Origin of the sequence: Flavonifractor sp. An112, from assembly GCF_002161085.1 — a bacterium.
Taxonomy (GTDB): domain Bacteria; phylum Bacillota; class Clostridia; order Oscillospirales; family Oscillospiraceae; genus Flavonifractor; species Flavonifractor avicola.
On sequence record NZ_NFLU01000011.1, the window covers coordinates 24,633 to 43,454 of the forward strand.

Below are 18,822 nucleotides of genomic sequence, written 5' to 3' on the forward strand. Positions count from 1 at the left end.
ACCAACCAAAGAAAGGAAATCTATCACCATGAATGAACGCGCCGCCAAAATGGGGGTCTGGGCCCACTTTATCCTGACCCTGGCCAGCTTTATCCTCTCCCTCTATCTTCTGCTGTTCTGGCGCCATGACGGCACCCTCACCTTCGTGCTCATCGCCGTGTGGCTGGGCTATCTGGCCTACACCCTGTTCCGGGGCATGGCCGACCTGCTGGGCCCCCAGCGCCGGATGACCAACTTCACCCGGATGCTGGACCGCTGGCAGGACGCCTTCGGCAAACGCTCCAGCGCCCTGGCCCTGCTCACCTTTATGACCCTCATCGTGGGCGCGGTGAAGATCATTGTCCCCATCCTCATCATGCAGCTGTAAAAGGAGGTCTGTTCCATGTCTATCCTCATCCAAAACGGCACCCTGATCTGCCCGGAAGGTCCGGTGCAGGCCGGCTTGCGGGTGGATGGAGGCAAGATCGTTGAGATCGGCCCCTCTCTCCCGGTGGGAGACAGCCAGGTCATCGACGCCTCCGGCAAGCTGGTGTTCCCCGGCTTTATCGACACCCACACCCACTTCGAGATGAACAAGGGCACCATCCGGGAGACCGCCGACAACTGGGAGAGCGGCACCCGGGCCGCTCTGGCCGGCGGCACCACCTGCGTGCTGGACTTTGCCGAGCCGGAGCGGGGGGCCTCCCTCCAGTCCGCCCTGGACGAGTGGCACGCCCGGGCCGACGGCCACGCCAACTGCCACTACGGCTTCCATATGACCATCAAGGACTGGGACCCCCGCATCATCGCTGAAATCCCCCAGATGACCGCCCAAGGCGTCACCTCCTACAAGGTGTACCTGGCCTACGCCAACATCCGCATCTCCGACGGCGTGGCCTACGAGGTCATCAAGGCCGTGGGCAAGGAGGGCGGCGTGGTGGGCTGCCACTGTGAGAACGGCGACCTCATCGACCGGGCCATCGCCGAGCTGAAGGCCGCCGGCAAGCTGTCCCCCGCCAGCCATCCCCTGTCCCACACCGCCGTCATGGAGGCGGAGGCGGTGGACCGCTGGCTGGCTCTGGCCGAGCAGGCGGGCTACCCCGTCAATGTGGTCCACCTGTCCACCCGGCGGGGCCTGGAGGCGGCCCGCGCCGCCCGCAAGCGGGGCCAGAAGGTCTATCTGGAGTCCTGCCCCCAGTACTTCACCCTCACCGAGGACAAGTACCACCTGCCCGGCTTCGAGAGCGCCAAGTATGTGTGCGCTCCCCCCGCCCGGCCCCAGTCCGACGTGGACGCCCTGTGGGAGGCCCTGGAGAACGGTGAGATCGACACCATCGGCACCGACCACTGCTCCTTCAACTTCAACCCCACCAAGATGCTGGGCAAGGACGACTTCTCCGCTATCCCCGGCGGCATCCCCGGCACCGAGCACCGCCCCCCCATCATGTACACCTGCGGCGTGAAATCCGGCCGCATCACCCCCCATCAGATGATGCTGGCCCTGGCCCAGCACCCCGCCCAGCTCTTCGGTATGTTCCCCCGGAAGGGCGCTCTGGCGGTGGGCAGCGACGCCGATATCGTAATCTTTGATCCCAATTATACCTGGCGTATTACCGCCGAGGCCCAGTACCAGCGGGTGGACTACACCCCCTACGAGGGCATGGAGATGGCGGGCCGAACCGACACGGTGCTGCTGGACGGCCAGGTGGCTGTGAAGGACGGCAAGGTGGTCCAGGAGGGTCTGGGCCGCTATGTGTCCCGCGGCCCCGCCCAGTTCTGGCGGTGAAGCGGGTGGGCGCCGTGCTGCTGGCCTCCGGTCTGGGCCGGCGGTTCGGCTCCAATAAGCTGTTGAGGTTGGTAGAGGGCGTGCCCCTCTACCGCCGCGCCATGACCACCCTGGCGGGGGCGGGCCTGGACCGGCTGGCGGTGTGCTCCCCCTACCAGGAGGTGCTGGAGGCCGGGGAGGAGCTGGGCTTTCTCCCCCTGTACAACCCCAATGGTGCAGAAGGGATCTCCGCCTCCATCCGCCTGGGGGGCTCCCGGATGGGGGACATGGATGGGGTGCTCTTCTCGGTGTGCGACCAGCCTTTTCTGACCACAAAAAGTATTATTCGATTGAAAGATGTCTTTGAGGAATCAAAAGACGCCATCTGTGCCCTGTCCTGGGGTGGAAAACGGGGCAATCCTGTCCTCTTCCCTGCCGACCTGCTGGGGGAGCTGGCCGCCCTCACCGGGGACACCGGCGGCGGCGCGGTGGTGAAGCGCCACCCGGACCGGCTGGTGCTGGTGGAGGCCCTCTCCCCAAAAGAACTGGCCGATGTGGACCGGCCGGAGGATCTGAGCGTATAAGCAGCAGGGGCGGCCCATAAGGGCCGCCCCTGCTTAAATTTTTTCCCAAAACAGCTTATTTTTTAAGGGATATTTCAGGTTGCCACCATTCCCCTGATATGCTATAATCTACATTGCGAAATAAATGCGTTCCGTTTATTTCGATCTCCGCCGCATTGCGGCTGAAAAAGAAAGGAAGAATGTTATGAAGAAGCGCGCATTGACTCTGCTCCTGGCTCTGGCCATGATCGTCAGCCTGGCTGCCTGCGGCGGCGGCGGCGGGGGTCCTGCCGGCTCCTATAAGATGACCAAGATGAACGCTGCCGGCGTTGAGATGAACATTGAAGATCTGGCCGCCATGGCCGGTGTGGATATGACCGTCACTCTGGAGCTGAAGAGCGACGGCAACTTCACTCTGGACATGAGCGCTCTGGGCACCGGCAGCAACGTTTCCGGCACCTGGACCGCCAGCGGCAACACCGTGACTCTCTCCAGCGAGGGGGAGGATATTGCCGCTACCCTGAACGGCAATACGCTGGTCATGGAGCAGGACGGCCAGTCCCTTACCTTCGAGAAGCAGTAAGTCTTGTCTCTTACTTATTGAAAACGCCTGTAAACCGGACTGCCCCATCTGGGGCAGTCCGGTTTTTCTTCCAGTCTCTGACCTTGCGCCCTTTCGACCCTTCGTGCTATAATGGATCCCTATTAAGAAAACACCGTCCCCCCTGCCATACCAGCCAGAAAGGAAGGACCTCATGAAGCTGATCCGAACCCGACTCCTTTTGCCCCTGTTGGCAGCGCTGTTTCTGACCGTGGGACTGACTGCCTGCGGCAGCTCCTCCCAGCCCGCTCCCACCGACACCAGTGCCGACGTGGTGGGCATTTACCGCCTGCAGCACATCACCGCCGCCGGGCTGGATCTGGACGCCGACGCGCTGAGCGAGACCATGGGCACCCAGATCTCTATCCAGCTGGAGGTGAAGGCCGACGGCACCTTTGTTATGGACTCCGCCATGCCGGAGCTGAACCGGCAGGAGACCATCTCGGGCACCTGGAGCCAGAAGGACGGCGCCATTACCTTTGCCACCGACAGCGAGGAACTGCCCGTCACCTTTTCCGACGGGGTCCTGACCCTGGAGCAGAACGACCAGAGTCTGGTTTTTGAGAAGACCTGAACCTGTGCCGCGGCAGACGGAACCCCCGTCTGCCGCGGTTTTTTGTAAAAACGGCAGAGGCCGGACGCCCGCTCCTGGCGCCCGGCCTCTGCCGAAGGAAAGAGGATACAATGAAATGAAAAGAAACTGTCTCTTGCAAGGATTATGATACCGGAGAGATGTTAACGAAAAAATCCCCAGGTGTTACAATTCCGTTAAATCTGCCATCCATTCTGTAAAGATCCTGTGAAGAAAAGCGAAACGGGCAGCGTTGCGCTCGCTGCCCATTTCTTATGATTGGAGGATAGAATGAAAAGAAGCTTTGTCTCTTGCAAGTGATATCCTAACAGTGGGTTGTTAAAAAAAGTAGCTCTGTTTGTTACAATTTGATTAAATGTACAAAAAAGCCGTCTTCTTTACCTCAAATTCTGGAAAAAGCTCTGGAGTAATGCGGTACATTCCGCCTCCATCAGGCCGCCGTAGATGCGGGGATGGTGGTTGAACCGCTCCTCAAACAGATTGAGCACCGACCCGCAGCACCCGGCCTTGTCGTCCTTGGCCCCGTAGTACAGGGCGGGGATGCGGGCGTTGACGATGGCCCCGGCGCACATGGGACAGGGCTCCAGGGTGACGTACAGGGTGCAGCCCGTCAGCCGCCAGCCCCCCAGGGTGCGGCAGGCCTGATGGATGGCCTCGATCTCGGCGTGGCCCAGGGCGGTGCGGGCGGTCTCCCGCCGGTTGCGGCCCTCCCCCACCACCACGCCGTCCTTCACGACGACGCAGCCTACCGGCACCTCGCCCTCCTCCATGGCCTGACGGCCCAGCTCCAGGGCGCGGGCCATGTAATCCCGATGCTCCATCCGCTCTCCTCCTTCTCTCACACGGCTTTTGTGGTCATGTGTCCTTATATTTGTTATAGCATAATTTCAAAGGCTATGCTATACTATTTGAAGGAAACCTAACTTTTTTGCAGGTGATTGTTTTGCTCGAAATTTTCCTCATCGCCGTCAGTCTGGCCCTGGACGCCTTTGCCGTTTCGGTGTCCAGCGGCATCTCCATCCCCGGCTTCGGCGGCCGGCAGGCTGTGAAAATGGGGGTCTGGTTCGGCGGCTTCCAGTTTGCCATGCCGCTGATCGGCTGGCTGCTGGGCACCGGCGTCAGTCAGTACATCGAGGCGGTGGACCACTGGGTGGCCTTCGCTCTGCTGGCCATCATCGGCGGCCGGATGGTGTGGGGCGCTCTGCGCCGCGGCGCCGGCGAGGAGGAGGAAGCCCCCTCCGACCTGTCCGCCCGGCGGCTGTGCCTGCTGGCCATCGCCACCAGCATCGACGCTCTGGCCGTGGGCGTGTCCATGGCCTTTATGAATGTGCCGGTGCTCCTCTCCGCTGTGGTCATCGGTGTGGTGGCCTTTGTGCTGTCTGTGGTGGGCGGCCTGGCGGGCCGTAGGCTGGGGGCTCTGTTCCAGCGGCGGGCTGAACTGGTGGGCGGTCTGGTACTGGTGGGCATCGGCATTAAAATTCTGGTGGAGCATACGATGGGAGGCTGAACCGTGGGCATTTGGGAACGTCTGGACCTGGACCCGGCGGTCCACCGCATGGTGGCCCTGGTGGGGAGCGGCGGCAAGTCGTCCACCATGTACGCCATGGCCAAGCAAGCAGCGGACAGCGGGCGGAAGGCGGTGGTCACCACCACCACCCACATCCTTCCCCATCCCGGCCTGCCTCTGGCGGGGGATCTGGCCCAGCTGGCCGCCCTGCTGAAGAAGCACCGGGTGGTCACCCTGGGGGCCTACGACAGCCGGGGCAAGCTGACCGGGGCGGGCGATCCCGGGGCCTGTCTGGAGCTGGCCGACGTGGTACTCATTGAGGCCGACGGGGCCAAGCTGCGGCCTCTCAAGGCTCCGGCGGACCATGAGCCGGTGATCCCTCCCTCCTGCCACGCCGTTATCGCGTCGGCAGGCCTAGACAGCCTGGGCAAACCTGTGGAGGAGATCTGCCACCGGCCGGAGCGGGTATGCGCCCTGCTGGGGGTGGAGCCCGACCACAAAATCACCCCCGCCGACGTGGCAGCCATTCTGTCCAGCCCTCTGGGCGGACGAAAAGACGTGGGACAGGCCATGGCCTTCCGCTGTCTGCTGAACAAGGCGGACGACGATCAGCGGTGGGCCTGGGGTACGGAAATTCAGGGGCTGTTGGCCCAGCAGGGCATCCACAGCGCCATTACTTACTACAAAGAAGAGGAGCGGGGCGGATCATGCTTATTCTAGTGAAAGGCGCAGGAGATCTGGCCACCGGCACGGCGGTGCGGCTGTACCGGGCGGGCTTTCAGGTGGTCATGACGGACATTGCCCAGCCCACGGCGGTGCGGCGAACCGTGGCCTTCTCCCAGTGTATCTACGACGGTCAAACCACCGTGGAGGGAATTACCGCCCGGAAGGCGGAAAACCGGGACCAGGCCAGGGACATTCTGGCCGCCGGGGAGATCCCGGTGCTGGTGGACCCCCAGGCCGCCATTCTGGCCCAGCTGCCCTTTATGGTGGTGGTGGACGCCATTCTGGCCAAAAAGAATTTGGGCACCACCATCAGCGACGCCCCCATCGTGCTGGCCCTGGGCCCAGGCTTCACCGCCGGCACCGACTGCCACGGCGTCATTGAGACCAAGCGGGGCCACGACCTGGGCCGGCTCATCCTGGAGGGGGCCGCCATCCCCAACACCGGCGTGCCCGGCGACGTGGGAGGCTACACCACCGAGCGCATCATCCGTGCTCCCGCCGACGGGCCCTTTGAGCCGGTGGCTCAGATCGGCCAGCAGGTCAATCTGGGGGACGTGGTGGCAAAGGTCAACGGCATCCCCGTCACCGCCCAGCTCACCGGCATCGTCCGGGGGATGCTCCCCGCCTTCATCCCGGTGACCACCGGGATGAAGTCCGGTGACATCGATCCCCGGTGCGAGGTGCGCCACTGCTTCACTGTGTCCGACAAGGCCCGGGCCATCGGCGGCGGCGTGCTGGAGGGTATTTTGTACTTTGGAAGGAGATTGCGCCTGTGGAACGACTGATTCTGTGCGGCGGCGGCCACGTCTCCCTGGAGCTGGCCTATGTGGCCGCCCGGCTGGAGTTTGAGGTGGTCGTCATTGACGACCGGCCGGAGTTTGCCAACACTGACCGCTTCCCCATGGCCCATCAGGTGCTGTGTATGCCCTTTGACCAGGCTCTCAGCCAGTTAGGCAGCCGGGACAGCGATTATTTCGCCATTCTTACCCGGGGCCACGCCTTTGACAAGGACTGCCTGGCCCAGGTGCTGCGGGGCAAGTACGCCTATGTGGGCATGATCGGCAGCCGCACCAAGGTGGCCGCTGTGTACAAGGCCCTGCGGGAGGAGGGCTTTCCCCAGGAACTGCTGGACGGGGTACACTCCCCCATCGGCCTGTCCATCGGGGGCCAGACCCCGGCGGAGATCGCCGTGTCCATTGCCGCCCAGTTGATCCAGGTCCGGGCCCAGCGGGGCCCCGGCGCCGTCAAGCCGCCGGAGGAGCCCGGGGTGCTGTGTACCATCATCGAGAAGCACGGCTCCGCCCCCCGGGGTGTGGGCACCTGGATGCTGGTGCGCCCCGACGGCAGCTGCGCCGGTACCATCGGCGGCGGCGCTGTGGAGTATGAGGCCAAAAACCACGCCCTGGCGCTGTGGCAGTCCGGCGGATCGGAGGAGGTCGTGGAGTACGACCTGTCCCACGCCGCCGCCGAGCTGGGCATGGTGTGCGGCGGCCGGGTGAAGGTCCGCTTTACGCCGAAAAAAATCTGACCGTACAGAAGCCGCCGGTGACCCGGCCGGAGAGCGCCGGACCAATCCTTCGGCGGCTCGGCAGCCTCCCTGTGGCTCATCACCCTGCTCACTGCCGGTCCGATGGGGGTGAGCGGTAGCAAGAGCGGCCCCGCTGCGCTGTGCAGCGGGGCCGCTCTTTGATTTTGTTACCGCTCCTCCCGGAAATAGGGCAAACCGAGGGAGTTTGGCGGCTGCTTGACCCCCACGGGACCTGTCCCGCGGGGACCCCCCCCGATTTCTATTTGCGGCCGGGGAAAATGAATTCCCCCGGCCCGCGCGCCAAGGCGCGTCCCGCCTGCGGCGGGTCCCAAGACAAGCAGCTTTTACACTGGCAATCAATCCGGCTTACCGCTCCTCCCGGAAGTAGGGCAAACCGAGGGAGTTCGGGGGCTGCTTGTCTTTGCTGTTGCGCAGGGAGGTAAAGATCAGCACGATGACGGTGACCACATAGGGCAGGATCTTGTACAGTTCGTCGGGGATAAAGCCCAGGTGGAGCCGCTGGTACAGGATCATCAGCGCGCCGAAGAGGATGGAGCCCCAGATGGCGTTGAGGGGCCGCCACAGGCAGAAGATGACCAGGGCAACCGCCAGCCAGCCCTCGCCGGACAGGGCCTCGTGGTTCCACACGCAGCTGGCGATGGTCATGATGTACACCATGCCGCCGATGGCCGAGATGCCGCCGCCGATGACGGTGGCCAGATATTTGTACCGGGTGACGTTGACGCCGGCGGCGTCGGCGGTGGCGGGGGACTCGCCCACCGCCCGCAGGGACAGGCCCGCCCGGCTCTTATTGAGGAACAGGTGCATCCCCACCGTCAGCACGATGCCCAGGTAGAGGAAGATGCTGTGACCGAAGAGCAGGGGTCCCACCACCGGCAGCTCCTGCAGGGCCGCCGGGAAGGGGGAATTGAGGAAAACCGCCTTCAGGTCGTTGCTCACCGCCACATAGCCGCCGGAGGTCACCCGCATATACTCGCCGATGAACTGGCCCGCGCCGGTACCGAAGATGGCCAGGGCCAGACCGGTGACGTTCTGGTTGGCCCGGAGGGTGATGGTGAGGAAGGAGTAGATGAGGGCTCCGATGGCGCCGCCCAGGAAGGCGAAGAACAAAGCCAGGATGACGGCCAGCACGCCGCTGGTGCCGCCGGCCCCCTCGAAGTAGAAGGCAGCGCCCAGGCCCATGGCTCCGCCCATGAACATCATGCCCTCCACACCCAGGTTCAGGTTGCCCGCCTTTTCCGACAGGATCTCACCCAGGGTACCGTAGAGCAGGGGCACGCCGTTGAGAACGGCGGCCATGATCAGGAGCAGGACCGCGTTGCTGTTGATATCCATTACTTGGCCACCTCCTTATGGCTGCCCCGGAAGATGAGGCGGTAGTTGATGAAGAACTCACAGCCCAGCATACAGAACAGGAAGATGCCGGTGATGATGTCCGAGATGGAGGCGGGCACAGCCAGCTGGGTCTGGAGGGTATCGGCGCCCTTGTCCAGCACCGCCAGCAGCACCGAGATGCCCACCATGGCGAAGGGATTGAGCTGGGCCAGCCAGGCCACGGTGATGGCGGTAAAGCCCACACCGGCGGCCACGCCGGAGTACAGGGTGTTGTCGGCGCCGGAGCAGACGATGAAGCCCACCAGACCGGCGATGGCGCCGGAGAGGAACATGGTCCGCATGATGATCTTGCCCACGTTCATACCGGCGTACCGGGCGGTGTTCTCGCTCTCGCCGATGACGGCGATCTCATAGCCCTGCTTGGTGTACTTCATGTAGAAGAACATGGCCACCGTCAGGACCAGGACGATGATCCAGCCGCAGTGGACCCCCAGCACCTTGGGCAGCACCGCCGCCGAGTCAAACTGGGGAATGATCTGGGAGCCGGGACGGCCCTCCCAGGGGCCGCCCTGGAGCCACTTCACCACGCCGATCATGATATAGTTCATCATCAGGGTGAACAGGGTCTCGTTGGTGCCCCACTTGGCCTTGAAGAAGGCGGGCACCAGGGCCCACAGGCCGCCGCAGATGGCGCCGGCCACGGCCATGACCACCAGCAGGGCGGGACCAGGCAGCTTATCCGCCCAGAACAGTGCGAAGTAGGAGGCGCCCACGGCGCCGGCGGTGATCTGGCCCTCGGCGCCGATGTTCCAGAAGCGCATCTTGAAGCAGGGGGCGATGGCCAGTGCGGTGCCCAGCAGGGGCACGGCAATCTTTACGGTCTGGCGGATGGCGGTGGGCTTGCCCAGGGAGCCGCCCACCATGGTGCCGAAGGCCCCAAAGGGGTTGTGGCCCATGAGCAGGAAGATAAGGGCGCTGATGAGGATGGCCGCCAGGAAGGAGGCTCCCCGGATGGCCCACACCTGGCCCTTGGGCATACCGTCCCGCTTGGCTAGACGGATCAGGGGCGTATTGGATTCATGCACGGTCCTCTCCCTCCTTTCCGCCGCCCACATGGGTCATGAGCAGGCCCACCTGCTCCTTGGTGGCGGTGGGTCCGTCCACAATGCCGGACACCTGGCCGCCGCACAGCACCAGAATCCGGTCGCACAGCTCCAGCAGCACGTCCAGATCCTCGCCCACCAGCAGCACCGCCACTTCCTTCATCTTCTGCTCGTTGAGCAGCCGGTAAATGGTGTAGGAGGAGTTGATGTCCAGGCCCCGGACGGGATAGGCGGTCATGAGCACGGTGGGGGTGGAGGCGATCTCACGGCCCACCAGCACCTTCTGCACGTTGCCGCCGGACAGACGGCGCACCGGGGTGGCCACTCCGGGGGTGACGATCTCCAGCTCGTCAATGAGCTTTTCAGCCAGAGCCTTGGGGGTCTTTCGGTCCACCAGGGGGCCAGGGGTGTCCTTGTAGGTCTTGAGCATCATGTTGTCCACCATGCCCATGCCCCCCACCAGGCCCATGCCCAGCCGGTCCTCGGGCACGAAGGCCAGGGAGACGCCCACCTTGCGGATCTGGCCGGGGGTCTTGCCCACCAGCTCCTCCCCCGCCTTGTCCACCGGCACATGGTGGCCGGCGATGTCGCTTTCAGGGTGGGGCGGATAGTAGAAGATGTGGCCGGAGTCCGCCTTCTGCAGCCCGGCGATGGCCTCCAGCAGCTCCTTCTGGCCGGAACCGGCGATACCGGCGATGCCCAGGATCTCACCGCCGAAGGCCTGGAAGGAGATGTCCTTCAGCACCGGCAGGCCCTCGCCGTTGCGGCAGTTGAGGCCCTTTACCTCCAGCCGCAGGTCCTTGTACTTGGCCTGGGGCCGGTCGATGTTCAGGGTGACGGCGTGACCCACCATCATCTCGGTGAGCTTCTGGGGGTTGGTGTCGCAGGTGTTGACGGTGCCGATGTACTTGCCCTTGCGGAGGACCGCCACCTTGTCGGACAGGGCCATCACCTCGTGGAGCTTGTGGGTGATGATGACGATGGCCTTGCCGTCGGCCTTCATGGCCCGGAGGATGTTGAAGAGCCGCTCGGTCTCCTGGGGGGTGAGGACGGCGGTGGGCTCGTCCAGGATGAGGATCTCAGCCCCCCGGTAGAGCACCTTGACAATCTCCACCGTCTGCTTCTCGGACACCGACATATCATAGACCTTCTTGTTGGGGTCGATGCCGAAGCCGTACTTGTCGCTGATGGCCTGGACCTGGGCGGCCACCGCCTTGCGGTCGTGCTCCTTCCCCTTCAGGCCCAGGGCGATGTTCTCGGCGGCGGTAAACACCTCCACCAGCTTGTAGTGCTGGTGGATCATGCCGATGCCGTGGGCAAAGGCGTCCTTGGGAGAGCGGATGGTCACCGGCTTGCCGTCGGCCAGAATCTCTCCCTCGTCGGGGAGATAGATGCCGGAGAGCATATTCATCAGCGTGGTCTTGCCGCTGCCGTTCTCTCCCAGCAGGGAGAGGATCTCCCCCCGGTTGATGGCCAGGTCAATGCCATCGTTGGCCACCACCTTGCCGAAGCGTTTGGTGATGTGCCTGAGTTCAATTGCATGGACAGGTTCCAAGGCTGTCATCCTTCCTGTGATGAGACGTGGGTGGGTGCTTTACGGGATTTCCCGGGAAAGGACAGAAAAGAGGGCTGCGTGTGCAGCCCTCTTTTGGGTTAAGGTCATCAATAGGCGGAGTTGAGCCACTCGATGCCGTCGATCTGCACGGTGAAGTAAGGCGCAGACTGGAAGTAGGACTCATGGAAAGCGCCGTCAAACACGGCCTCCTGGTCATCGGCCACGAAGTCGCCGTCGGTATCCAGGGCCATGCAGGTGGTGAGGGGCTGGCCCTCCACAGTGAAGGTGGAGGTGTCAAACACCTGCAGCTCGCCGGAGCGGATCTGCTCCTCCACCTCGGCCAGCTTCTCAGCGGTGCCCTCGGCGGCGATATCCTCGTTCAGGGGAGTCATGACCACGGCGCCCTCGTCCATACCGTGGCACCAATCCTGGTCAAAGGGCTGGCCGTTGGCCACAGCCTCGATGGCGTACTCAAAGTACACAGACCAGTCGATGCGGGTGCCAATGAGGGAGGAATCGGGAGCCACGGAGATCATGTCGTTGTTGTAGCCGGTGTGGAAAGCGCCGTTGTTCTGAGCGGCGGTGGCGGGGGTGGTGTTGTCGGAGTGCTGGGAGATCATGACGCAGCCGGCGTCGCACAGAGCCTGGGCGGCGTTGCCCTCCTCAGAGGCGTCGGACCAGGAACCCACGAACTGGACCTTCATGGTCACGCTGGGGCACACGCTCTTGGCGCCCAGGTAGTAGGCGGTAAAGCCGGAGATCACTTCGGCGAAGGAGTAGGCGCCCACATAGCCGATGACGGCCTGGTCGGCGGTGATCTCGCCGTTGTCGATCATCTCCTGGAGCTTCATGCCGGCCACCACGCCGGCCAGGTAACGGCCCTCATAGATGTTGGCGAAGGCGTTGTGGGTGTTGTCCAGGCCGTCGTTCCAGGAAGCCTGGTTGGTGCAGGCGATGAACTCGATCTCGGGGTAGTCGGGAGCCACCTTCAGCATGAAGGGCTCAAAGCCGTAGGAGTTGTTGATAATCAGGTCGCAGCCGGCCTCGGCCAGCTCGATGTTGGCGTCCTCACAGGAGGAGTCCTCGCCGATGTTCCACTTGACCTGCCAGTCCACGGTGATGCCCTTGGCGGCCAGCTTCTCGGTGACGGCCTCCTTGCCGCGGATGAAGTTGTAGGTGTAGCCCTGGTCGTTCTCGTCGCCGATACAGATCAGGCCCACCTTGACAGTCTTGCCCTCACCAGAGGGGGTCTCGGTGCTGCCGGAGACGGTTTCACCGCCGCCGGGGGTCTCGCTGCTGCCGCCGCCGCAGGCAGCCAGGCCCACCATCATGGCGCCGGCCAGGAGCAGTGCAAGCAGTTTTCTCTTCTTCATGTCCAAGTTTCCTCCTTTGATCCACAAAATCTTCCATTCTTTCCTTCAAAACAGCCTGCTTCCCTACAGGCTGGTCTGAACACACAAAGGGGCCACAGCGCACCCTATACGGCGGATGTTCAGCAGAACTCCACGCCGTCCTCTACACTCATACTCTTAATTCTCGCAAGAGATTCCACCCGCACGCCCATGCCGCGGATCAGGTCGCCGCCGGGCTGGAAGGCCTTCTCCACGGCGATACCGGCGCCCACCAGGGCAGCCCCGGCGTCCCGCACCAGCTTGATGAGGCCCTGGAGGGCAGAGCCGTTGGCCAGGAAATCGTCAATAATGAGCACCCGATCCTCGGGCAGCAGGAACTGCTTGGCCACAATGATATCGTACACCTTGCCGTGGGTGAAGGACTCCACCTTGGAGGTGTACACGTCGCCGGCGATGTTCTTGGTCTTGTTCTTCTTGGCAAAGATCACCGGGCAATCAAAAAACTGCGCGGCCACACACGCGATCCCGATCCCCGATGCCTCGATGGTCAAAATCTTGGTAACCCCGCAGTCCTTGTACAAACGCAAAAATTCCTTACCCATTTCCTGAAACAGCTTGACATCCATCTGATGATTGAGGAAGCTGTCCACCTTCAGCACGCCGCCTTCCCGAATGATGCCGTCGGTGCGGATGCGATCTTCCAGCAATTTCATATCGCCGTCTCCTTAACAAAAAATTCATTTTTATTGTATCGAATTCTGCATCCCTCTGCAACCGACCATATTCTATCAAAAAACAGCGTTCTCGTCACCCCTTTTTATTCATTTTGTCTGATATATGTAGGTTTTTTTCTGCCCCCGCCTGGGAGGCCCTCCGTTTTTCGTTGTACTTTGCCTGCTCCTTTGTTAAAATAATAGATGTCAGACCCAATTCCCTGTTTTACCCATGATAAAGGAGGTCTTTTTTTCATGAAGCGCCGGATCTGTGCGGCGGCTCTCACCGCCGTTTTACTGCTTTGCGCCGCACCCCTCTCCCCCGCCGCCCGGGCCTTTTCTGATACCAGCGGCCACTGGGCCCAGGCCGACATTGACAAGGCCCGGGATTACGGCCTGATGGAGGGCTACCCCGACGGCCGGTTCGGCATCGGCGACGACATCACCCGGGCGGAATTTGTCACCGTCCTGTGCCGGATGTTTGACTGGGACATGATCTCCCCGTCCTCCCCCTCCTACATAGACTGCGGCACCAGGGAGTGGTACTACTCCGCCGTGGAGACCGCCCGGGCCCACGACGTGATGGACCCCAACGGCGCCTTCCGGCCCCTGGATCTCATCAGCCGGGAGGAGATGGCGGTGATGCTGGTCCGGGCCCTGGGGTACGACACCCTGGCCCAGGACCTGTCCTCCCTGTCCCTCCCCTTTGACGATGTGAAGAGCAACGCGGGCTACATCGCCATTGCCTATGACATCGGCATGATCAAGGGCGTCACCGGCCCCAACGGACAGCTCAAGTTCCTCCCCTCCCACTCGGCCACCCGGGAGGAGGCCGCCGCCATGCTGGTGCGGGTATATGAGCGGTATATCTCCAAGGTGGACTGGCTCCACGGCTTCTACGCCTTCTCCTCCTATTCCCAGATCAACCTGACCGCCGATATGGACGCCGTCAGCGTGGGCTGGGCCCGGCTGGAGTACGGCGAAAATGGCCCCACCCTCAACTCCACCAGCACAAACGGCAACGACTGGGTGAAACCCTCCGATCCCACCCCCGCCACCGACTACTTTACCAGCCACGGGGTAGACTACAACCTGTGTGTCTTTGGCTCGGCCACCGACTCGGTGACCCTGGCCGACGGCTCCACCACCTCCACCGTGGCCGCTGTGGTCAACAACTCCAACGCCCGGGCCCAGGCCATTGACGCCCTGGTGGCCGCCGCCGGGGACTACGCCGGCCTCACCATCGACTTCGAGGGGCTGAAGGGGGATACCATAAAGAAAAACTATGTCACCTTTATGAAGGAACTGCGGGCCGCCCTGCCTGACAACAAGACCCTGTATGTGTGCGTCCAGCCCGACACCTGGTACACCGGCTTTGACTACCGGGGCCTGGGTGAGATGTGCGACAAGGTGATCCTCATGGCCCACGACTACCAGTGGACCTCCATCCCGGAGTCCTACGTGGGTACCGGCAATACCGACTCCCCCGTCACCCCCATTGCCAGCGTGTACGAGGCCCTGCGGGATATCACCGATCCGGATACCGGCGTCCGGGATGTGAGCAAGATCGCCCTGGCCATCTCCTTCGGCACCGCCGGGTTCCACATCGATGAGGAAGGAAAACTCCTGGACACCACCATCTACCACCCCGGCGCCTCCACCCTGGCCGCCCGGCTGGCCCAGCCGGACACGGTGGTGACCTACAGCGACAAGTACCGCAATCCCTGCGCCATCTACACCAATGAGGAGGGCGAGAGATACAAAGTGTGGTATGAGGACGCCCGCAGCGTGGCGGACAAGCTCCAGCTGGCCAGGATGTTCGGCATTACCGGGGTATCCCTGTGGCGGGTGGGCACCATCCCCGCCAGCAGCGGATACGACGTGTGGAGCGCCGTCCAGGCCGCCCGATGACAGGACTCCCCCTTGACGAAAAGGAGAGATGGACATGATATCGGACAAAAAGCGATTCTGGAAGGAATTTCTCTGGATGAACGTGGCCACGGTCATGATCTCCGTGGGCGTCTACTGCTTCAAGTTCCCCAACAACTTCTCCATGGGCGGTGTGTCCGGCCTGTCCATCCTGCTGGGCAAGGTGCTGCCTGTGCTGTCGGCCTCCTCCTACAACACCATTATTAATGTGCTCTTCCTCATTCTGGGCTTTCTCATGCTGGACAAGAGCTTCGGGTTTCGGACGGTGTACTGCTCCCTGCTGTCGGCGGGCCTGATCCAGGTGTTCTCCTGGGTATGGCCCCTCACCGCTCCCCTCACCGACCAGCTGATGCTGGAGCTCTTCTTCGCGGTGATCCTGCCCGCCCTGGGGGCCGCCATTCTGTTCAACATTGACGCCTCCTCCGGCGGCACCGACATCGCCGCCATGATTTTGAAGAAGTACAGTGGCCTGGACGTGGGTACCGCCCTGCTTATCTCCGATGTGGCCATTGCCGCCGCCGCCCTCTTCGTCTTTGACGCCACGGCGGGCCTGTGCTCCCTTCTGGGCCTGGCCCTCAAGTCGGTGCTGGTGGACTCGGCCATCGAGTCCCTCAACCGCCGGAAGGCCTTCTTTGTCATCACCTCCGACCCGGAACACGTCTGCGACTATGTGACCCACACCCTGGTGCGGGGCGCCACCGTCTGGACCGCTCAGGGCGCCTACACCCACGATGTCCACCATGTGGTGCTCACCGTCCTCTCCCGGGGCCAGGCGGTGGCCCTGCGCCGCCACCTGAAGCAGGTGGACCCCCACGCCTTTATGATCGTGGCCAACTCCAGCGAGATCTTCGGTAAAGGCTTTCTGAGGGCGTAGGAGCGGGGCGCTCATCTATCATCTATATACCCCGTACCGGGGCGGCGTTTGTGAATTTTCGATGAACGCCGCCCCGGTTTTCTTGCCTGTAGAGAAAAAAAGGTGTACACTAATGCTGTTTCGCCGGAACAGTCCGGCCACAACAAGGAGGAACGAGATATGAACTGGAAGAAACTCTTGTGCGCCGGACTGAGCGGCGCGCTTCTGACCGGGGCTATGGCCGGATGCGGCGCCGCGGAACCTCAGCCCACCCCCGCTGCCGACGACATCGCCTACCAGGCCACCGGCCTGAGCCGGGATACCGTACTCTTTACCGTGGACGGCCGGGAGGTCACCGCCGACCAGTACCTGTACTGGCTGCTGACCAGCATCTCCACCGCTAAGAGCGCCGGCTATCTGGCCGACGACGAGGCCTGGGAGGAGGAGATCGAGGGCCAGCCCACCGCCGACTATCTGAAGGAGCAGGCCCTGGAGATCAGCAAGCTGTACGCCTCCGTGGCTAACCACGCCGATGAGGCGGGCATCGTGGTCACCGAGGATCAGCGGGCCGAGGCTGAGGAGCAGCTGGACCAGATGGGCGCCATGTATGAGGCCTACTACGGCCTGACCACCCAGGAGTGGCTGGACCAGCAGTGCATCAGCCGGGAGGGCTACCTGGGCCTGAACGACGCCTACTACCTGGTGTCCGGCCTGGAGGAGTCCCTGAAGGAGTCCGGCGAGCTGGACCCCACCGATGAGGACCTCCGGAACATGATCGATTCCGAGGGCATTTACAGCTGCAAGCACATCCTGCTGGCCTTCCCCCAGCACGACGACGGCTCCGATCCCACCGATGAGGAGAAGGCGGCCACCAAGGCGGAGGCCGACACCCTGTACTCTGAGATCACTGGCGCCGCCGATCCCGCCGCCGCCTTTGACGCCGCCATGAATGAGAAGAGCGACGACGGCCGGGACGAGACCACCGGCGAACTGTATAAGCCTGAGGGCTACACCTTCCTGTCCACCGGCGCCATGGTGGACGGCAGCGGCTCCCTGGTCACCGAGTTCGTCACCGCCGGTACCGAGCTGGAGGTGGGCCAGATCAGCCAGCCCGTGGAGACCGACTACGGCTACCACATCCTGCTGCGGCAGGACGCCGACAACGAGGAGACCCGCACCGCCTACACCGACTACGCCATGAACCAGCTGCTGGACCAGTGGACGGCGGACGCCAAGGTGGAGACCACCGAGGCCTACGACAACCTGGACCCCAAGGCCTTCTACGACTTTATGATAAACATGGTCCTGGAGTGGCAGGAGGAGCAGCAGGCTGAGGCCGCCGCCTCCCAGACTCCCGCCCCTGAGACCGAATCCCCCGCGGCGGAGCCTTCCGCCTCCCCCGCAGCCTGAGGTCCTTTTTCGTATTCCGGCGCAGCAGCCCGGCTTTGTCCCGGCTGCTGCGTTTTTTATTCATTCTTTCAACTATAATCATTTAATTTAAAACAATAATTTCTTGTAAAAATACTGAGTTGTGACACCCTATATCTATAGTTGGGATATCCTCAGATATGCGGGGTGGCTGCTGTGGAAAAACAAGAGAAAAAGCGGTGGCTGGGTGAAGTGGGCACACGGGTGTGGAACTCCCGCGCCCAGCTGGGCATGAGCCGGGAACAGCTGGCCGAGCGGCTTGGCATTACAGCTCAGTACGTCAGCGACATTGAGCAGGGTAAAAAGTGTATGTCTATGTCTATTTTTGTCGAAATGAGCCAGGTGCTGGGAGTAGGACTGGACTTCCTGGCCCACGGCACTCCGCCGGAGGATCCGGCGGTGGATCGGCTGGAGCGCCATCTACGCCAGACCTCCCCGCTGGACCGGGAACTGGCCGCCCATATGCTTCTGCTGGCCCTGGAGGCGGCAGAGGCCATGGGCCCGGAGGAATAGGGCATGGCTGCCCACATTCGGGTGCTGGTGGCGGAGGATGACCCCGCCGCCCGGCGGCTGCTGAGCGAAGCCCTGCCCCGGCTGCCTGGGCTCTCCCTGTGCGGTGTGGCCGCCGACGGGCTGGAGTGCCTGGCCCTCATAGACCTGCTGCAGCCCGACGCGGTGCTGCTGGACCTGGTCATGCCCAACCTGGACGGGCTGGGGGTGCTGCGGGCCATGGGCCGGCGGCGGGATGGCCCTGTGGTGGTGGTCACCTCCCAGATCTCCCACCAGGGGGTGGTGGGGTGCGCCCTCTCCCTGGGCGCCAGCTACTATCTGGTCAAGCCAGTGAATGTCCAGGCCCTGCCGGAACTGCTCCAGTTCCTCTGCGGCGCGCCTCTGGAGCGTCAGGCTCTGGAACTGCTGGCCTCCATGGGAGCCTCCGGCCTGGGCATGGAGGCGGCCGCCCGGGCCGCTGTGGTCCTCCATCAGCACCCCAACGCCCTGCTGAAGGAGGCTTACGCCCCCACCATTGCCGGTCAGCGCACCTGTTACGGCAGCGTGGAAAAGAACATCCGCTCCATGGTGGACAAGCTCCACGCCGCCGCCCGCCCGGCTTACATCGACCTGATGGGCGGCCTGCCGCCCCAGCGGCCCAGCAATCTGATCTTTCTCCGCCACCTGGCCCGGGCTCTGGACCAGGGTGGCGGGTAAATGGAAAATATTTCCCATTCGACACCCTTAGGCCTCTTTTGCGGAAAAATATGGTAATCTATAGTC

At 63.0% G+C, this 18,822-nt stretch carries 20 protein-coding genes; 14 read left to right on the forward strand and 6 right to left on the reverse strand.

The genetic code is table 11. The features are described from left to right. The first annotated feature begins 28 nt into the window (after positions 1-28). From B5E56_RS10585 to B5E56_RS10605, 5 genes are all read left to right on the forward strand, one after another. The gene (locus B5E56_RS10585) at positions 29-367 is read left to right on the forward strand and encodes a hypothetical protein (RefSeq protein ID WP_087389858.1); all 339 of its coding nucleotides are present in this window, start codon (positions 29-31) and stop codon (positions 365-367) included. Positions 368-382: 15 nt separating this feature from the next. Beyond that, positions 383-1,765 (forward strand): dihydropyrimidinase, encoded by a 1,383-nt coding sequence (hydA, locus tag B5E56_RS10590; protein WP_087389862.1) that lies wholly within the window; start codon positions 383-385, stop codon positions 1,763-1,765. Between the two features lie 5 nt (positions 1,766-1,770). Further along, entirely contained in the window at positions 1,771-2,328 is a 558-nt protein-coding gene (locus B5E56_RS10595) for a nucleotidyltransferase family protein (RefSeq protein WP_242958908.1), read from the forward strand. A 184-nt stretch (positions 2,329-2,512) separates the two neighbouring features. Continuing rightward, positions 2,513-2,890 (forward strand): lipocalin family protein, encoded by a 378-nt coding sequence (locus tag B5E56_RS10600; RefSeq protein WP_158098712.1) that lies wholly within the window; start codon positions 2,513-2,515, stop codon positions 2,888-2,890. A 172-nt stretch (positions 2,891-3,062) separates the two neighbouring features. Beyond that, on the forward strand, positions 3,063-3,482 hold the full coding sequence (locus B5E56_RS10605) for a hypothetical protein (protein ID WP_087389868.1): 420 nt from the start codon (positions 3,063-3,065) through the stop codon (positions 3,480-3,482). 395 nt (positions 3,483-3,877) lie between these two features. Here the strand turns inward: B5E56_RS10605 and B5E56_RS10610 are convergent, their stop codons facing one another. After that, positions 3,878-4,321, reverse strand: coding sequence for a nucleoside deaminase (locus B5E56_RS10610; protein WP_087389871.1), 444 nt, complete (start codon positions 4,319-4,321; stop codon positions 3,878-3,880). Positions 4,322-4,443: 122 nt separating this feature from the next. On the opposite strand from B5E56_RS10610, the gene B5E56_RS10615 reads away from it, so the two are divergent. The 4 genes from B5E56_RS10615 to B5E56_RS10630 are packed head-to-tail and all read left to right on the forward strand — an operon-like array spanning position 4,444 to position 7,261. Further along, entirely contained in the window at positions 4,444-5,007 is a 564-nt protein-coding gene (locus B5E56_RS10615; RefSeq protein ID WP_242958910.1) for a manganese efflux pump MntP, read from the forward strand. A gap of 3 nt (positions 5,008-5,010) precedes the next feature. Continuing rightward, complete coding sequence (gene yqeC, locus B5E56_RS10620; RefSeq protein WP_087389874.1) at positions 5,011-5,727, forward strand: selenium cofactor biosynthesis protein YqeC; 717 nt, start codon at positions 5,011-5,013, stop codon at positions 5,725-5,727. Continuing rightward, positions 5,715-6,518, forward strand: coding sequence for a selenium-dependent molybdenum cofactor biosynthesis protein YqeB (yqeB, locus tag B5E56_RS10625; RefSeq protein WP_087389878.1), 804 nt, complete (start codon positions 5,715-5,717; stop codon positions 6,516-6,518). The genes yqeC and yqeB overlap by 13 nt, the downstream gene beginning before the upstream one ends. After that, complete coding sequence (locus B5E56_RS10630; RefSeq protein ID WP_087389881.1) at positions 6,506-7,261, forward strand: XdhC family protein; 756 nt, start codon at positions 6,506-6,508, stop codon at positions 7,259-7,261. Before yqeB ends, B5E56_RS10630 begins: the two co-directional genes overlap by 13 nt. Before the next feature lie 366 nt (positions 7,262-7,627). Here B5E56_RS10630 and B5E56_RS10635 read toward each other — a convergent pair whose 3' ends face one another. The 5 genes from B5E56_RS10635 to B5E56_RS10655 form a co-directional block, all read right to left on the reverse strand. Then, complete coding sequence (locus B5E56_RS10635) at positions 7,628-8,617, reverse strand: ABC transporter permease (RefSeq protein WP_087326395.1); 990 nt, start codon at positions 8,615-8,617, stop codon at positions 7,628-7,630. Beyond that, positions 8,617-9,702 carry an ABC transporter permease gene (locus B5E56_RS10640; protein ID WP_087389884.1) on the reverse strand — a complete coding sequence of 362 codons (1,086 nt, stop codon included), beginning with the start codon at positions 9,700-9,702 and terminating at the stop codon, positions 8,617-8,619. Before B5E56_RS10640 ends, B5E56_RS10635 begins: the two co-directional genes overlap by 1 nt. Continuing rightward, positions 9,695-11,275 (reverse strand): ABC transporter ATP-binding protein, encoded by a 1,581-nt coding sequence (locus B5E56_RS10645; RefSeq protein ID WP_087389887.1) that lies wholly within the window; start codon positions 11,273-11,275, stop codon positions 9,695-9,697. Before B5E56_RS10645 ends, B5E56_RS10640 begins: the two co-directional genes overlap by 8 nt. Positions 11,276-11,382: 107 nt before the next feature. After that, on the reverse strand, positions 11,383-12,648 hold the full coding sequence (locus B5E56_RS10650; protein ID WP_087389890.1) for a BMP family ABC transporter substrate-binding protein: 1,266 nt from the start codon (positions 12,646-12,648) through the stop codon (positions 11,383-11,385). 119 nt (positions 12,649-12,767) lie between these two features. Then, entirely contained in the window at positions 12,768-13,340 is a 573-nt protein-coding gene (locus B5E56_RS10655) for a xanthine phosphoribosyltransferase (RefSeq protein ID WP_087187293.1), read from the reverse strand. Positions 13,341-13,595: 255 nt separating this feature from the next. Between B5E56_RS10655 and B5E56_RS10660 the strand changes: the two genes are divergently transcribed. The 5 genes from B5E56_RS10660 to B5E56_RS10680 all read left to right on the forward strand — a co-directional run bounded on the left by B5E56_RS10660 (position 13,596) and on the right by B5E56_RS10680 (position 18,756). Continuing rightward, the gene (locus B5E56_RS10660; protein WP_087389893.1) at positions 13,596-15,251 is read left to right on the forward strand and encodes an S-layer homology domain-containing protein; all 1,656 of its coding nucleotides are present in this window, start codon (positions 13,596-13,598) and stop codon (positions 15,249-15,251) included. A gap of 34 nt (positions 15,252-15,285) precedes the next feature. Further along, positions 15,286-16,143, forward strand: coding sequence for a YitT family protein (locus B5E56_RS10665; protein ID WP_206404976.1), 858 nt, complete (start codon positions 15,286-15,288; stop codon positions 16,141-16,143). Positions 16,144-16,302: 159 nt separating this feature from the next. Beyond that, positions 16,303-17,532, forward strand: a complete 1,230-nt coding sequence (locus B5E56_RS10670) for a peptidylprolyl isomerase (RefSeq protein WP_087389896.1) — start codon at positions 16,303-16,305, stop codon at positions 17,530-17,532. Between the two features lie 174 nt (positions 17,533-17,706). Then, on the forward strand, positions 17,707-18,063 hold the full coding sequence (locus B5E56_RS10675) for a helix-turn-helix domain-containing protein (protein ID WP_087267569.1): 357 nt from the start codon (positions 17,707-17,709) through the stop codon (positions 18,061-18,063). 3 nt (positions 18,064-18,066) lie between these two features. Continuing rightward, complete coding sequence (locus B5E56_RS10680) at positions 18,067-18,756, forward strand: response regulator (RefSeq protein ID WP_087389899.1); 690 nt, start codon at positions 18,067-18,069, stop codon at positions 18,754-18,756. The last annotated feature ends 66 nt before the right edge of the window (positions 18,757-18,822 follow it).